13 protein-coding genes are annotated in these 16,469 nt (G+C 29.6%); 6 read left to right on the top strand and 7 right to left on the bottom strand.

Going from position 1 to position 16,469, the window contains the following annotated elements; translation table 11 throughout:
• Nucleotides 1-143: 143 nt before the first annotated feature.
• On the top strand, nt 144-8,066 hold the full coding sequence (locus FDT66_RS01200; protein WP_138534324.1) for a choice-of-anchor D domain-containing protein: 7,923 nt from the start codon (nt 144-146) through the stop codon (nt 8,064-8,066).
• Between the two features lie 429 nt (nt 8,067-8,495).
• On the opposite strand, the gene FDT66_RS01195 is transcribed toward FDT66_RS01200, so the two are convergent.
• From FDT66_RS01195 to FDT66_RS01165, 7 genes are all read right to left on the bottom strand, one after another.
• Complete coding sequence (locus FDT66_RS01195) at nt 8,496-8,834, bottom strand: tRNA-binding protein (protein WP_138534323.1); 339 nt, start codon at nt 8,832-8,834, stop codon at nt 8,496-8,498.
• A 3-nt stretch (nt 8,835-8,837) separates the two neighbouring features.
• The gene (locus FDT66_RS01190) at nt 8,838-9,302 is read right to left on the bottom strand and encodes an Mpo1 family 2-hydroxy fatty acid dioxygenase (RefSeq protein WP_138534322.1); all 465 of its coding nucleotides are present in this window, start codon (nt 9,300-9,302) and stop codon (nt 8,838-8,840) included.
• A 60-nt stretch (nt 9,303-9,362) separates the two neighbouring features.
• Nucleotides 9,363-9,902, bottom strand: coding sequence for a YfiT family bacillithiol transferase (locus FDT66_RS01185; protein WP_138534321.1), 540 nt, complete (start codon nt 9,900-9,902; stop codon nt 9,363-9,365).
• Nucleotides 9,902-10,585, bottom strand: coding sequence for a tetratricopeptide repeat protein (locus FDT66_RS01180; protein ID WP_138534320.1), 684 nt, complete (start codon nt 10,583-10,585; stop codon nt 9,902-9,904). Before FDT66_RS01180 ends, FDT66_RS01185 begins: the two co-directional genes overlap by 1 nt.
• Before the next feature lie 136 nt (nt 10,586-10,721).
• A complete protein-coding gene (locus FDT66_RS01175) occupies nt 10,722-10,961 on the bottom strand; it encodes a hypothetical protein (protein ID WP_138534319.1) in 240 nt (79 codons plus the stop codon).
• A gap of 4 nt (nt 10,962-10,965) precedes the next feature.
• Nucleotides 10,966-11,571 (bottom strand): thiamine diphosphokinase, encoded by a 606-nt coding sequence (locus FDT66_RS01170; protein WP_138534318.1) that lies wholly within the window; start codon nt 11,569-11,571, stop codon nt 10,966-10,968.
• Nucleotides 11,572-11,633: 62 nt separating this feature from the next.
• Nucleotides 11,634-11,975 carry a MotA/TolQ/ExbB proton channel family protein gene (locus FDT66_RS01165; RefSeq protein ID WP_138534317.1) on the bottom strand — a complete coding sequence of 114 codons (342 nt, stop codon included), beginning with the start codon at nt 11,973-11,975 and terminating at the stop codon, nt 11,634-11,636.
• A 319-nt stretch (nt 11,976-12,294) separates the two neighbouring features.
• Between FDT66_RS01165 and FDT66_RS01160 the strand changes: the two genes are divergently transcribed.
• The 5 genes from FDT66_RS01160 to FDT66_RS01140 are packed head-to-tail and all read left to right on the top strand — an operon-like array spanning nt 12,295 to nt 16,462.
• Complete coding sequence (locus FDT66_RS01160) at nt 12,295-13,224, top strand: sensor histidine kinase (protein WP_246034727.1); 930 nt, start codon at nt 12,295-12,297, stop codon at nt 13,222-13,224.
• Nucleotide 13,225: 1 nt separating this feature from the next.
• Nucleotides 13,226-13,942 carry a LytR/AlgR family response regulator transcription factor gene (locus FDT66_RS01155; protein WP_138534315.1) on the top strand — a complete coding sequence of 239 codons (717 nt, stop codon included), beginning with the start codon at nt 13,226-13,228 and terminating at the stop codon, nt 13,940-13,942.
• 33 nt (nt 13,943-13,975) lie between these two features.
• Nucleotides 13,976-15,055, top strand: coding sequence for a diphosphomevalonate/mevalonate 3,5-bisphosphate decarboxylase family protein (locus tag FDT66_RS01150; RefSeq protein ID WP_138534314.1), 1,080 nt, complete (start codon nt 13,976-13,978; stop codon nt 15,053-15,055).
• 23 nt (nt 15,056-15,078) lie between these two features.
• Complete coding sequence (locus tag FDT66_RS01145) at nt 15,079-15,480, top strand: toxin-antitoxin system YwqK family antitoxin (protein ID WP_138534698.1); 402 nt, start codon at nt 15,079-15,081, stop codon at nt 15,478-15,480.
• Between the two features lie 55 nt (nt 15,481-15,535).
• Nucleotides 15,536-16,462 (top strand): mevalonate kinase family protein, encoded by a 927-nt coding sequence (locus tag FDT66_RS01140; protein WP_138534313.1) that lies wholly within the window; start codon nt 15,536-15,538, stop codon nt 16,460-16,462.
• The last annotated feature ends 7 nt before the right edge of the window (nt 16,463-16,469 follow it).

The following is a 16,469-nucleotide window of genomic DNA, read 5'->3' as shown; positions in this document are numbered from 1 at the left end:
GTTCGATTGAACGATTTGTGATTTTAAAATATCCACTTTTTAAAAATTGACTGATTTGTGATGTCGATTGAACGATTTGTGATTCTACTTTTACCTTTATTTGTATAATAAATAGCTATCAGCCAATATTTTAATTACAAACTATGAAACAACTTTACACAAACTCGTCAAACAGATACTTACATATAATGGTTGTATTTTGTATCGTTTTTTTTACGGAAACACTTTTTTCACAAACTATTTCTTTACAAGATTACAGTGTCTCAAATTTTGGTTTTGTAGAAAATACGAAAACAAAAGAAAATACTTTTCAATTAAATATAAGTACAACAGGTAATAATATTACTATCGATAATTTTAATATTGCTGGAGCAGACGCATCTGAGTTTTCACATAATTTTGTAGCAAATCCTACTGGTTATACAGATGGAGCTAGTACAAGTTTTCAAGTTTCGTTTAATCCTACATCATTAGGAAATAAGAATGCCATTATTCAAATAGATTATTCTGGAAAAAGATTAGATATATACATTTCTGGTAAATCTACAGAAGCAGGGGTTTTTGCAAATATTCCTACATTAAATTTTGGCAACAAAGCAGTTGGTAGTAATAATTCAAACCCTATTGAACTAACTTTTATTTCAAATACAGTTGTTTCTGTCACAAATGTGGCTTTAATTGGAACAAACTCTTCTGAATTCAGTCATAATTTTACACCTAATGCTAGTGGTTATAATAATAACGAAAAAGACAATTTTAATATCAATTTTAATCCAACTACGGCTGGTGCAAAATCGGCTACTTTACAAATTAGCCACACAGGAAATGGAAGTCCACTAGAAATAGTACTTTCTGGAAATGCGTTTAATAATGGGGTTACAGCAAATGTAACAAGCATAAATTTTGGAGATTTAGATACCGGAAACTCTAAAGACGAATTTATAGAATTGATTTATTTAGATAGCTCGAACCCAAGTAAAATGTTAAACATAAGCAGTATTACTTTTGCAGGAGCAGATGCAAGTGATTTTTTTCATTCTAATAATTTAAGTCCTTTTGGTTACGAACAAGGATTTCCAATAGAATTACAAGTTGGTTTTTCGCCTGTTACTTCTGGTAATAAATCTGCTACAATGCAAATAAATCACGATGGTCCAAACAGTCCGACAGAAATCCCCTTAATTGGTACAAGTGAAGTTCCGTTAATTCCTGTTTTGGCACCAATACCGAATTTAGATTTTGGCACAAAAGACATTAATACCACAACTACAAAAACATTAACTTTAAATAATACTGGAAATACAAAATTAACAGTAAGTGCTATAGCTTTTGAAAGCATATCAGATTTCACACAGTTTTCATTGGAAAGCGGACTTACATTTCCATTTGAAATTCCACAAGGAGGTAGTAAAGAAATAACGGTTGATTTCTCGCCAATATATTCTTTTTCAGATCAATATGATAGAAGAAGTGCTCAAATAAGTATTACTAGTGATGATAATAGTGAAACAGGTGCTACATCTACAAGACCAGTTGGTTTTAATGCAAATATTCACTTACCAGATTTAGCTGTTAGTACAAATACTTTAGATTTTGGAGATGTTTTAGTAGGAGAATCGTCCGTAAAAACGGTAACAGTTTCAAACCCTGGTTTAGGAACCTTAATTTTACCAAAGCCAAGTAAAATTACTGCAGATCCAGATGCTATTTATGAAGTTTCTGCAACCACTACTTTTCCTTTAGAAATAAAACCTGGAGAATCTAAACAGCTACAAATCACTTTTACGCCTACAGAATTAGGAGTTAAAACAAATAAAATAGCTGTACAAAGCGAAGATTTTAGACCATTATTTTGGCGATTAGCTTTTGTAGATGTTACTGGAAATGGTATAAAACGAACATTATCTACTTTGGAAGAAGATTATGGTTATGGAGAAATTCGAAAGGGTACAACAGTGTCTAAAACATTTTCTTTAAATGCAATAAATGGAGCAGATGTAACCATTTCTAATATAGAAATTACTGGTGTCAATGCTTCTTCTTTTCAGTTGAAAAGTACTACTACTGCAACAGTTATTCCTGGGTCTACTACAAATATAAAAGTAGATTTTACAGATACAACTTTAGGTACAAAATCGGCAAGTTTGATAATTACTTCTAATGCAGAAAACAGTCCGCAAACAGTAAATTTAACAGGTACAATTATAAATTCCGATTTAATCGTTAGTGAAACAAACGTTACTTTTGATGATACAGTAATCACAAAAACAAAAGAAGTAGAAGTTACCTTGTCAAACACAACAGGTACAGATGCAGTTACTATTTCTGCAATAAATATTACAGGAACAGATGTTTCAAGTTTTGCAGTTTCAGATATTACTTTTCCTACCACTATAAATAAAGGGGAAGAAACTACTTTTAAAATACGTTTTAGTCCAACAGTTTCTGGAGATAAATCTGCCACTTTAGAAATGATAAGTAATGATGAAAAATCGCCCCAAAGTATTACTGTTTTAGGTAAAGCAATTTCCCCAAAAATAAAACTTTCCCAACCCATGTTTTCTTTTGATAAGACGATAGCAAAAAAAGAAACTAGAGTAAAATTACTAACAATTGGTAATGATGGAGATGCAGATTTAACTATCAATTCTATAGCTTTTTCAGGAACTAATAATGCAGATTATCAAGTTGAAACTTTCACTTTTCCTTTGATAATAAAGAAAAATGAAAATAAAACAATCAAAATAACTTTTGCACCGCAAGAAACAGGGAACAGAGTTGCAAATTTAGTACTTGAAACAGAAGTTTTAGACAATATTTCTATTCCTTTATTAGGTAGTAGTGTTGCGCCAATAGCGTCTTTTAGTAATATAGATAGTTTTGGAGAGCAAGCAATTACAACAGAAAATCCTAAAAAAACAATTACAATTACGAATAGTGGAACTAGCGATTTAACCATTTCTTCCATTGAAAAATCTGGGCCAGATAAAGATTTATTTACTTTAAGCGATGTAACACTGCCGTTAATTTTAGAAAAAGGAGTTTCAAAAAAAATAGAAATTACTTTTAATATTCCTACTGATATTGTAGAAGTAGGCTCTAAAAACATGGCATTAACGTTTACAACAGACGATACTAACAATAATGTAGTTGTTAAAGATTTATCTGCAGAAGTAATTAGTTTACCAAACTTTAGCATTGCTTCGAAAATACTGAGTTTACAACCAGTAATTATTGGAGAAAGTACAAATACACCATTAACAGTAACTAATACAGGAACTGCAGATTTAATTATCAATGGCTACTATATTTATGATTTCGGACTCAACAAAAACGGAATGAACATTTCTGGTGATCAATTTCCTTTTATTGTAAAGCCAGGAGAACAAAGAGATTTAATTATAACAAGTTTTGGTGTTGCTTTAGGAGAAGATAGTAGAGGTATTGGTTTAAAAACAAATAAAACTATTTCTGGTTTTTATCAATCTGGTTTTGTTTTAGGACAGAATGTAAATAGCCATGTAAATCAATTTGTGGCTGTTTCAGATTCTAAAGGACCAAAGGTCGAGGTCGTTTCTTCTACAATAATGGACGACACAAGTTTAGGTAGAGAAAGCGTAAAAGAAATTGAAATAAAAAACACAGGAACTAGTAAGTTAGAATTATTTGAAGTTAGACATGATGGGAGTGATTTTCATGTAGATGATAGAACAAATACAGGCATACATATTATAGATATAGAGCCTTTTGAAACTAAAAAAATTACAGTTCAATTTAGGCCAACAGGAAATGTTGGTAATAAATTAGGAGTTATAAAATTAAGAACGAATATCATATTTTTTGAAGATGGTAAAACCAAACAAAAAATTGTAGAAATTCCTGTTTCTGGTTTGGCTGTAGAACCTGTAGAAGTAGTTGCAGGAGGCATGGTTTTCGAGGCCGATAAAATTACAGAAAGTGGCGATTGGCGTTTACTACAAGGAAATGTTAGAGCAGGGAAATTATTGTTTTCAGACGATGTAAATGTAAACGTGGTAACTAGAGAAATAGAAACTAGTGGAGAAATGTACATGAAAGATGTACCTAAAGTCGGCGATTTTGGTGGAGATAAGGTGGTTATTTCTCAAGGAGATGATATTAAATTAACTGCAGGACCATCTAACCCAACTTTCAATTTAAGTCCAGGTGCTAAGCCTTTAAATAAGGGATTAGAACTAATGGAAATTCCTTTTGAAATTACAAAATTTACAATTATAGAAGATGGAACTCAAATAGGTGGAAAATTAACTTTACCCGAAGAAATTTTTGGACCAGATGCACACATTACCATTGAAACTTTAGAAATATCTGCTTCGAAAGGTGTAAATGTAATAGGAAGCGCTGAAATAAACCCAGAAATGAAGGTTTTAGGAACCTTTACACTTAACAATGCATTTATCGAATTCGATACGTTTACCAATTCTTTTGCTGGTGGAGGAGAAATAGGGTTCAAATTAATGAAAAAAGGAGTAACAGTGGCTGCTGCAATCGCCATTAAAAATGGAGGTTTAAATAGTGTGGAGCTAGAAATAGAAGTAGATCCTGGAATTCCAATTGCAAGTACAGGTTGGGAACTTTCTGGTGGAAATGGTTTTATAAAAAACATCCAAGAACCACCAATTTCTATAGGTTTAGGAGTAGATATTAGACCTATAACACCAGTAGAAACTGTACGTTTAGATAACATGACGTTAGAATATACTTTTGGGACTTCGTTTTCTGCATCTGGAACCATTCAATTATTTGGAGACGATATAGGAAAAGGAAGTGTTAAAATAAGTAATAAAGGTGTTGGTATTAGTGTTTTTGCAGATGTTTTTGATGTATTTCAAGGCGATGTTAAAATGTTAGTGGAAAGCCGAAAAAAATCAGAAAATGAAAATTATTTATATTTTGAATCTTCCGCAAAATTAGCTGTAACTATTCCTAAAATTAAAGATTGTTCTGTTTGTGGATTAGTAAATAAAGGACTGCCTAGAAAAGTTGCAGATGTAGATGTGTTTTTTAACAATACTTCTATGAAAGCATCTTTAACTGTTTTAGATATTCTAAAATTAATGGTAGAAGCAAAGCAAAATAAAATAAAGTTTGGTGCAAATTTAGGGGTTTTTAATTTTAGTTTTAAAGAAGCCGCTAAATTAAAATTGGCAAAAGGTATTTATGTAGCACCTTTAGAATTCGAAAATTTACCAGAAAACCAAATAAGAGATCATTTAGATGGACAAAGTTTAATTTTAAGACCAAATGGAAAGCAACGTAAAGGGAAATCTAAAACTAGTACAGAGTTTACATTAAACCAATCTTACGAAAACATAATTGTAAAAGTAGAAGGGACTACAGAAACACCAAGCTACACAATAACTTTGCCAAATGGAACAGCTTTAACACCAGTAAATGCTAAAAGTTTAGGGTATTTACAAGAAAATGCTGAAATAAGTGTAGAAAAAGCAAGCTATTATGTGTTAAAAAATACTCCAGTAGGAACTTATAAAATAAACATTACTGGTTCAGATACTTATCAGGTAGACGTTTTTGGAGCAGAGTTTACAGGAAATATAGATATTACGAGTATAAACCATAACCAAACTACAAAAGAGTTAAAAATAAATTGGACAGATTCTGATGTAGATTCAGATGCGAAAGTTTCTTTTTTCTACGACACAGATAATAATGGTTTCGATGGTAATGCCATACAAACCGATATTTCTGAAGACGATGCAACAGACGAATTAACGTTTGATACAAGTAAGTTAGAAAATGGTACTTATTATGTGTACGGAAGTATAAATGATGGTGTAAATCAGCCAGTAGTAAAATATGCTACTCAAACTTTCACAGTACAAAACGAAACGAAGGTTGCCATTCCAACATTGGTTGCAGAACTACAAAACGACGTTGTAAAATTATCTTGGACAAAAATAAATGAAGCAGAGGATTATTACGTTTATATCGATGAAGAGCCAATTTCTAAAATAAGTCCAAGTCAAGGAGTAGGAATTACAACTTCTTTCGATTTTCCAAACATCAAACCTGGTAGAACTTATAACTTTTCTGTTACAGCATTAAATGCAACTGGCGAAGAATCTAACTTTTCTAATATAGAAACCATTAATTATGTTAGTACAAATAAAAATAATATTCCAGAAATTACAACCACAAGTTTACCTGTTAAAAATGATGCTTGTTCTACATATAGTGCAGTTATAAACGCTACAGACCCAGATTCTGATGTGTTAACATATAGTTTAGAGGAGGCTCCAGTTGGCATGACAATTTCTTCTAACGGAAATATCTCTTGGACACCAAATAACACACAATTTGGAAAAAACAAAGTAACTGTTAAAGTAATTGATTCAAATGGAGGAGAGGATGAAAAATCTTATACAATAACAGTTTTTAATGTAGATGAGGTAGCTCCAGTTGCACCAACAATTGCAGATACCAATTCAGAATGTGCAGTAACCATTACAGAAATTCCTACAGCAAACGATGCTTGTAAAGGAATCATCACAGGAACAACTACAGATGCTTTGACTTTTAATACACAAGGAGAACATGTAATTACTTGGAAATTCGATGATGGAAATGGAAATATCGCCACCACAACTCAAAAAGTAGTTATTAATGATGAAACCATGCCAGTTGTCCCAACAATTGCAGATACCAATTCAGAATGTGCAGTTACCATTACAGAAATTCCAACAGCAAATGACGCTTGTAAAGGAATCATTACAGGAACAACCACAGATGCATTGACTTATAATACACAAGGAGAACATACAATTACTTGGAAGTTCGACGATGGAAATGGAAACATTGCCACTACAACTCAAAAAGTAGTTATTAATGATGAAACCATGCCAGTTGTCCCAACAATTGCAGATACCAATTCAGAATGTGCAGTTACTATTACAGAAATTCCTACAGCAAACGATGCTTGTAAAGGAATCATTACAGGAACAACATCAGATGCACTGACCTATAATTCACAAGGAGAACATATAATCACTTGGAAATTCGACGATGGAAATGGAAATATTGCCACCACAACTCAAAAAGTAGTAATTAATGATGAAACCATGCCAGTTGTTCCAACAATTGCAGATACCAATTCAGAATGTGCAGTTACCATCACAGAAATTCCAACAGCAAACGATGCATGTAAAGGAGTCATTAATGGAACAACTACAGATGCTTTGACTTTTAATACACAAGGAGAGCATGTAATTACATGGAAGTTCGATGATGGAAATGGAAATATTGCCACCACAACTCAAAAAGTGATTATTAATGATGAAACCATGCCAGTTGTTCCAACAATTGCAGATACGAATTCAGAATGTACAGTAACCATTACAGAAATTCCAACAGCAAACGATGCTTGTAAAGGAGTTATCACAGGAACAACTATAGATGCATTGACGTATAATACACAAGGAGAGCATATTATTACTTGGAAATTCGACGATGGAAATGGAAATATCGCCACAACAACTCAAAAAGTGGTTATTAATGATGTTACAAAACCAATTGTACTTACTAAAGATTTTGAAATTGAGTTAGATAAAGATGGAAAAGCGTTTGTAACAACAGGAGATATCGACAATGGTTCTACAGATAATTGTGGAATAAAATCGATAGTTTTATCTAAAACAGACTTTACAGCAACAGATGTTGGAGATAATATTGTAACCTTAACAGTTACAGATACTAATAACAATGTTAGCTCTAAAAATGCCACAGTTAAAGTAAAAGGCAGTGCTTTAAGTATTGAAGAGGATAAAGCTTTAGAAAAAACAATTTCCTTATATCCGAATCCAGCATCAGCAAATATTACGATTAAATCTAATTTTGTTAAACTTAAAAAAGTGATTTTTTATGATGTAAATGGAAAAGAAATTTTGACGAAAAATATAAATAGTTTATTCGAGAAAATAAATATAGAGAAGTTTCCAAATGGTATCTATTTTGTGAAAATTATTTCAGAAAATTCTAAATCTGTTTTTAAAAGAATTATAAAGAATTAAAAAGAAGAATTTATTAAAAGTAAAAAACCAAAAGTGCAAAAGCACTTTTGGTTTTTTTTATGAAAAAAATAGTTTTTATTTCTGATTCAAAGGAATATGATTTTACGGAATTAACCCAACAAAAGTTTCGTAATATAAAGATCTTTCTTTTATTGCTTCATTTTCTAAAGGAGTTACTGTAATTGCGTTATCTAGTGTCAGTTAGTTAACTTTCTAATAATTTTCTAGTTCGTAAATTCTTTAATAATTAATTTTACTTTTGGTTATTTTTTGTAAATTATTTAAGAACATTGGCAATAAGGCAGCTATTACGGTTGTGATAATTTCTAATTTGAATTGACCTCTAATAAATCCAGTTGCTTTCAACTACAATAACTTTTCTTTACCCAAAACTTCTTGCGAAATGTCGATTAAATGTTCTTCAAACTACTAACTAATTTGTTCTCCATTTTTTATTTTTTTTGAGGCTTGAAGTAAAACAACATTTCCGTTTGAATTATAAACACCTAAAACCAGTACTTCACTAATAAAATTAGCAATTTGTCTAGGTTTAAAATTTACAATTGCAGAAACTTGTTTGTGTAATAATGTTTCTTTAGTATATAAATCTGTTATTTGTGCACTAGATTTTTTAATTCCTAAAGAACCAAAATCTATAATTAATTGATATGCAGGGTTTTTTGCTTTAGGAAACTCATGAACTTCAATAATAGTTCCTATTCTAATATCAACTTTCAAAAAATCATCAAAAGTAATTGCTGGTTTCATAGTTTATTTTTTCTTTCCTAATTTTTGAATTACCCAAAGTGGTCCAATTAATAAGAATTGTAAATCTTTTGCAAAAGATGGTTTTTTCCCTTCAATGGAATGTCCCCAAAATTGACCAATCCAAGCTAAAATAAATATAATAATTGAGGCATAAAGTAAATTGGTATTGTTGCCTAACCAAAAATTACCAACAATACAAAGTAGTATTACAAAAAGCATTTCTATAAAATACCAAAAACCCAAACGCAGGTAAAAAATAGAAATAAAAACTCCAACAACTGCTGCCCAATTTTCTAAGAGCGGATTGTATAAACCAAAAGTGCTTTTTAATAATGTGGATGGAATAGTCATTAACAGACCAATTACACTAAAAAAAATTAAGGGAACACAAATGTAATGAACAAGTTTATTGGTTTCGTTTTGATGGCTTACAGCATATTCATCAAACCATTGTTGTGCCGTTTTCATATTGTAAAAATTAAATTTTAAATATATGAGTAATTTGGGCAATATAAAATTAAATAATAATTAAACTTTCCAGCCTTTTCGAATTAATAATCGCTCAATATGTGCAAAATGATGATTGCAATGCCAAGCATAAATACAAATATTTTCTTTTAAGCTCGTTTTTTTATTGTTTGAAGGATGTATGAATTTTTTAGCCAAATCTTTATCAGATACGTTTTTTAGCAAATAAACCCACTTTGTGTGTAATGCTTTTAAAGCATCAATAGAAAAAAAGATTGGTGCAGCTTTAGAATCAGATAATTCTGCCCAACGTTCTTCAAAATAGGCTTTTATAACGGGTTCATCTTCAGTTAAAGCCCATTTAAAACGAGTGTACGAATTATGATGACTATCATAACAATGATGTATAACTTGCCTTATTGTCCAGCCGTTTTCTCTATAAGGGGTATCTAGCTGATTTTCTGAAAGATTTTTGGTTAAAAATTCAAGTTCTTGAGGAAATTTTTCTAAGACAGAAATCCATTCTTCAATATCTCTTTTAGAAATTTCTTTTGGAATAATGGTTTTTCCAATAGGATATTTTAGTTGCTCTAAAGTCATTATTTTTTTTCTACCAACTTGTTATAAGCTCTTTTAGCATTTCTATTTTCTGGATTTATGGCTAGCGCTTTTTTGTAATATTCTTTAGCACTTGTAGTATCTCCTACTATTAAATAAGCATCTGCAGTACTATCGTAAACATTTGAACTTTTAGGATGCAAAGCAGTATTTATTTTAAAAATTTGTAATGCCTCATCATATTTTTTATCTCTTAAAAAATTATAACCAATACTATTAATTCTTCGTTCTCTAATAACTGGACTTAATGAATCTTGTTGTTTAATTTTTAAAAAGGCCTCTAAAGCCTTGTCATATTCTCCAGCTTCAAAATATTCATTTGGAGTTTTTTCGTTTTTATTTAGTTTTTTAAAATGATAAATAACTCCTTTGTGTTCGGTTTTTGGAGCTAATTCAATATGCATTTCTGGTGAACTAACAAATATCATTTTTTCATTTAATTCTTTCATATAAAACGAACTGTCATTTACTTTCAACAATTCAATATCATCATTACCACGCCATTTTGCATGTAATATTTGATCTTTAAAATAAATTTCAATCACTTCGTTATCGTTAAATAAATAACGACCTTCTGTATTTTCAATAAAAGATGCTGAGTTTTCTTGAGAAGTACAACCAATGCACAGTATAAAAAGAAATAATGGGTAAAAGTAGGTTTTCATGGTTAGTTTCTTAATAGGATTCTCTATTTAGACGACTAATTTAAAGGTTTTGTTACAATTTATTTTATAAATTAAGTTATTCATTTTTATATGTTGAATAACATTGTTAATTATTAAAGACTTTAAAAACGTACTATTATGTTGTTACAATTTCTCCACGATGAGGTTTTAAAGCATCTCTATAAGTTTTCATGTTATTTTCATTAACAATAATAAATGCTGAAGATAGCATTGGATTTTTTTCGACAATGTTAATTTCTGAGAACGGAAGTTTTTCTGCTTCTGCAAATTCTTTTAAATGAATGGTATGATGTTTAGCAGTTTCTTTGGCATCTTCTCCTCTAAAGTCCCACAATAATTTTATTTTTCTTTCCATATTTTTAATGATTTATAAAAATTAACAAATTTCCACTTTTAAAAGTGATGCTTACGTTATTTTCAATTGCTTTATTTCTGGTTCCTATTCTTTTACTAAAATCTAAGTTTTCATTATTGAGTGAATATTTTAAACCTTTAGTAACAATATTAGTAGTTTTAGGAAAAGGGATTAATGATATAGTTTTGTCTAAAACATCAAAAATAGTTGTGGTTTTTTGAGCTAAAAAATACTTCCCATGATTGTCAAAAAAAGTAAGTTTTAATTTTTCTTTCCATTGAAGTGCTGTGTGTAAATTTCCTAAAAAATGATCTTGTTCTTTTCCACTTGCGCCAAAAACATCAATTGTATAAAAACCTTTTTCGAAAAGTATTTGTAATATTTTATCAAAGTCTGTAAAATCTTGATTTGGAGTCGAAATTATTTCGATGGTATCAGGAATATCTTTAATTGAATCAAAATCGCCACTAATAAAATCGGGAATTATTTCATTATTTTTTAAATATTGATAAGCGCCATCTGTAGCACAAATCATATCATAATTAGATAAATTTGGTAACTGGTTAGGTTTTTCGCCATTTAACAATAAAAAAACTCTATTCGTTTTCATAAACACAAAAATACCCATTTCATAATTAATGAAATGGGTATTTTAAACCAAGAAATATGTGTTTATTGTTTTTTTAACCAAGTAATTACAATAACACCCAATCTGCCCACTAAAAAAGTAAAAATTCCTAAAGTAGGTGGTAAAATTCCTCTTTTAATTCCGCCAGCTAAAACTGGTGTTGCAATATCTCCATTCATTGAATCTAATGCGTCTAAAGCTGCTATTAGACCTAAAATAAATCCGAAAAAACCAAAAACTAAGGCGAATAAACTTATTGCTTTTAGAAGTTCTAAGTTTTTTTGGGTGTTGCTCTTTAACCCTTTAACCACTAAAAAAAAGGTTAAAGCTAGTAAGATAAGTAATGAGATCATAAAAAAAGGACCTCCTTCATTAATTAAATGCATATTGTTTTTTTAAAGTTCGTTTCAAATATAGTAGAGATTTACTTTTAAGTTTTTGAATTGCGACGAATGTAAAATTCAAAACCTTTTTCTACAATTTTAACAGGTAAAACATTAAAAAGTATTCTTTTTGTCTTTTAGCTATCTAAAACAGTATTTTGTCTCATTTAATAGATAATTTATAAGATATTGTATATTTTTAGACGTGCAAAATATTCTTTTTTTTAATTTTAAAAAAATCACACTTCACCTACTTTGTTGGTTCTTGGTGTGGTTTTTCTTTTACTTTTTTTTTAGTGTTGGTACTTCCAGTAAAGGCTTTTTGTTTTGGTTTTCATCTATTCTAAGTGCCATTTCTATTGTATCTTCTTTTGTTTTTGTGTATAATTTAATACCAAAATACTTACTAATTAAAAAATACAAACTTTTTGTTCTGTACTCTTTTTATACAGCAGTTTTTGTTACTACAGCCGTTTTAATGACGGTTGCTTTAGGGTTTGTGTTTTTCTTTAATTTAGAATATACACAAATGCCCACCTTAATTAAAAGTCCGTCTGTAATTTTGGTAACTGTTTTACTAATTATTGCATTGGCAAGTGGTTTTAAAATTTTAAAACACAGTTACCAATCTTTAGAAGAAAAGAAAACAATAGAAAATAAGTTTTTAAAGACAGAATTAGCATTAAAAGACCAAGAATTACGGTTTTTAAAAATGCAAATTCAGCCACATTTTTTGTTTAATACGCTAAATACTATTTATGGTTTGGCGATTCAGAAAAACGAAAATGCGCCAGAAATGATTTTAAAACTATCTAACTTATTAGATTATATTTTATACCAAGTAGACAAGCCTAAAGTATTTTTAAAAGACGAAGTAGCACATTTAGAAGATTATATTTCGTTAGAAAAAATGCGTTTTCATGACACTTTAAAAGTGAATTTTATTAAAGATATTCAAAATGAAAATGTAGAGGTATCACCAATGTTGTTAATTCCTTTTGTGGAAAATGCGTTTAAGCATGGTATAATTGTAAACGATTTTTTTACAATAAATATCAATTTAAAAGTTACTGAAACAAAATTGTATTTTACACTCGAAAATAATTTCGATAAAGAAAAAGAAACTATTCAAGGAGGCATTGGATTAGAAAATAGCAGAAAAAGATTGGAAATGCTGTATCCAGAAAAACATTCCTTACAAATTATCGAGAAAGAAAATACTTTTAAAATACTTTTAGAAATCAATTTTTAAAATGAATGATATTAATTGTCTTATTGTTGATGATGAGCCTGTTGCAAGAGAAATTTTGCAAACTTACGTAGCGAAAATCCCCAATTTAAAATTGATAAAATCCTGCAAAAATGCCATAGAAGCATTTGAAGTTTTGCATCAACAAAAAATAGATTTGGTTTTTTTAGACATTAATATGCCAGAAATTTCAGGATTGTCATTAGCGAAATCCATCAATAAAAACACTAGAATAATTTTCACAACAGCACATAGAGAATATGCGTTGGAAGGTTTCGATTTACAAGCAATTGATTATTTGTTGAAACCAATTTCTTTCGAACGGTTTTTTCAAGCAGTAAATAAATCATTTGGAGTTTTTAAAAATAATGTTCCAAATCAAGGAGTTATTCCAAAAACGAGTAAAAATGAATTTATTTTTGTGCGTTCAGAAAGAAAAATGATTAAAATTATTTTTGATGAAATCTTATATATCGAAAGTTTATCAGATTATATTAAAATTCATTTGAGAGACAAAATAATTGTAACACGAGAAACCATTACAAATATTGAAAAGAAACTACCAACACAACGTTTTTTAAGAATCCATCGCTCATATGTAGTAAATATTAATTGTATAGATTCGTACACAAATGAGTTTGTAGAAATTGGAAAAAACTCAATTTCTATCAGCAGAACTTACAAAGAAAATGTACTCACAAAGTTGGCAGAAAATTCGTAGAAATAGTTTTATCTTTGACACAAATTATAGACTTTGAATACGACACAATTTATTCCAAAATCGGCTCTTAAAAGTATTGAAAAAGCCACTTTTACATGGCAAACACCTAGTAATATTGCTTTGGTAAAATATTGGGGGAAAAGCAATCCGCAAATTCCTAAAAATGCTTCTATCAGTTTTACGTTAAATAATTGTCATACAATTACAACAATTGAATTTGAAAAGAAAAAAGCCTCTGAAAATGTAGATTTTAATCTTTTTTTTGAAGGAAAACAAAAAGACGAATTCAAACCTAAAATAGCTGAATTTTTCAAAAGAGTAGCAAATTATTGTCCGTATATTTTTGAATATAAAATGACAATAAATTCAGAAAATTCTTTTCCTCATTCAAGTGGAATTGCATCATCTGCAAGTGGTTTAAGTGCCATTGCCATGTGTTTAATGAGTTTAGAAAATGAATTGAGTTCGGGTTTGTCATCAGAATTTATCAATAAAAAAGCATCATTTTTGGCAAGATTAGGTTCAGGTAGTGCAAGTAGAAGTGTAGAAGGACCTTTGGTTGTTTGGGGAAATCATCCAGAAATTGAAGGAAGTTCAGATTTATTTGGGGTGAAATTTCCACACAAAGTACATCCTGTTTTTGAAAATTATCAAGACGCAATTTTGTTGGTAGATAAAGGAGAAAAACAAGTTTCTAGTACTGTTGGGCATAATTTAATGACAAATCATCCGTATGCAGAAAACAGATTTGTACAAGCAAATAATCATTTAGGGAAATTATCAAAAATCCTTCAAAATGGAGATGTGAAATCATTTGTAAATTTGGTAGAAAGTGAAGCGTTAACGTTGCATGCAATGATGATGACTAGCAATCCTTATTTCATTTTAATGAAGCCAAATACCTTAGAAATCATTAATAAAATTTGGAGTTATCGCAAAGAAAATGATAGCAATATATGTTTCACTTTAGATGCTGGAGCAAACGTACACGTATTGTATCCTTTTTCTGAAAAAGAAGCTGTTAATCAATTTATTAAAAGTGAGTTATCTAACTACTGTCAAAAAAAACAGTATATTTACGATAGTGCAGGTTTTGGAGCGAAACAACTTTAAAACTTCAAATTTATAATAGCGTTATGAGATTTTTTTTCACCTTATTTTTTATCAGTATTTTTTCAACAGTTACGTTAACGGCACAACAAAAAATTTGGCTAGATGAAAACGGAAATTTATCTAACAGAGAAAAAGCGGTTTACTATAGGGTTTCTAATGATAACAAAAGCAAAAAACAACTAATTATTGATTATTATATTTCAGGAAAAAAGGCTAAAGAATTCTATTTTATAAAAGGAAAACCTGATGGGAAATATTCCGAGTTTTATGATTCTGGTGAAGTAAAAATTACAGGTAAATTTGAAGATGGATATAAAGAAGGAACCTGGAAAACTTATTACAAAAACGGAAAAATAAAAGAAAAAGGAAGATATAATAAAGGAGAAAAAGTAGGAGTTTGGAAGATATATTACAAAAATGATTAACAAAATTTGTATTAAATTTTTAATTCGTATTTTTGTACAACTATTTTAAAGGAAAATGAAAGGACCATTATTTTACGCTAAAATTCTACTTTTCGGAGAATATGGAATTATAAAAGATTCTAAAGGTTTAGCAATACCATACAATGCTTACAGAGGCGCTTTAAAATCTTCTAAAAAGCTAACAGGAAAAGCAAAAAATTCTAACAATAATTTAAATCGTTTTTATACATATTTAGCATCTTTAAAAACTGATTTGGTTTCGTTTAATTTAAACGAATTTAAAAAAGATATCGAAAACGGAATGTATTTTGATTCTTCAATACCACAAGGTTATGGTGTTGGAAGTTCAGGCGCTTTAGTAGCTTCTATTTACGATAAGTATGCAGCAAATAAAATTACAGTCTTAGAAAATTTAACGAGAGATAAATTATTAAATTTAAAACAAATTTTTTCTTTGATGGAATCTTTTTTCCACGGACAAAGTTCTGGTTTAGATCCTTTAAATAGTTACTTAAGTTTACCGATTTTAATCAATTCAAAAAATAATTTAGAACCAGCTGGAATACCTTCACAAAAAGAAGGAAAGGGAGCTGTTTTCTTATTAGATTCTGAACAAATTGGTGAAACAGAACCAATGGTAAGCATCTTTATGAATAAGATGAAAAACGAAGGTTTTAGAAAAATGATAAGCGAAGAGTTTGCAACAACTACAGATGCTTGTATAGATGATTTTTTAAATGGTAACGTAAAATCGTTATTTGGTAATGTAAAATCATTATCAAAATTAGTGTTAAAAAACTTCAAACCAATGATTCCTGCTGCATTTCATAAAATTTGGGAAAATGGTATTCTTACAAATGACTACTATTTGAAATTATGTGGTTCTGGTGGTGGAGGTTATATTTTAGGTTTTACTGAAGATTATGAAAAAGCTCAAAAAACCTTAAAAGACTATAAATTAGAACTCGTTTACAGATTCTAACACTTTT

The organism is Polaribacter aestuariivivens (genome assembly GCF_005885675.1).
Classification (GTDB): Bacteria; Bacteroidota; Bacteroidia; order Flavobacteriales; family Flavobacteriaceae; genus Polaribacter; species Polaribacter aestuariivivens.
Note: the sequence above shows the minus strand (reverse complement) of the source record. Positions and strands in the feature narration are given on the sequence as shown.

Coding starts and splice junctions, on each gene's coding strand:
- FDT66_RS01195 (WP_138534323.1), bottom strand. CDS start 8,834: ATGAAACCAGCAATTACTTTTGATGATTTTTTGAAAGTTGATATTAGA.
- FDT66_RS01200 (WP_138534324.1), top strand. CDS start 144: ATGAAACAACTTTACACAAACTCGTCAAACAGATACTTACATATAATG.
- FDT66_RS01185 (WP_138534321.1), bottom strand. CDS start 9,902: ATGACTTTAGAGCAACTAAAATATCCTATTGGAAAAACCATTATTCCA.
- FDT66_RS01190 (WP_138534322.1), bottom strand. CDS start 9,302: ATGAAAACGGCACAACAATGGTTTGATGAATATGCTGTAAGCCATCAA.
- FDT66_RS01175 (WP_138534319.1), bottom strand. CDS start 10,961: ATGGAAAGAAAAATAAAATTATTGTGGGACTTTAGAGGAGAAGATGCC.
- FDT66_RS01165 (WP_138534317.1), bottom strand. CDS start 11,975: ATGCATTTAATTAATGAAGGAGGTCCTTTTTTTATGATCTCATTACTT.
- FDT66_RS01170 (WP_138534318.1), bottom strand. CDS start 11,571: ATGAAAACGAATAGAGTTTTTTTATTGTTAAATGGCGAAAAACCTAAC.
- FDT66_RS01140 (WP_138534313.1), top strand. CDS start 15,536: ATGAAAGGACCATTATTTTACGCTAAAATTCTACTTTTCGGAGAATAT.
- FDT66_RS01180 (WP_138534320.1), bottom strand. CDS start 10,585: ATGAAAACCTACTTTTACCCATTATTTCTTTTTATACTGTGCATTGGT.
- FDT66_RS01155 (WP_138534315.1), top strand. CDS start 13,226: ATGAATGATATTAATTGTCTTATTGTTGATGATGAGCCTGTTGCAAGA.
- FDT66_RS01145 (WP_138534698.1), top strand. CDS start 15,079: ATGAGATTTTTTTTCACCTTATTTTTTATCAGTATTTTTTCAACAGTT.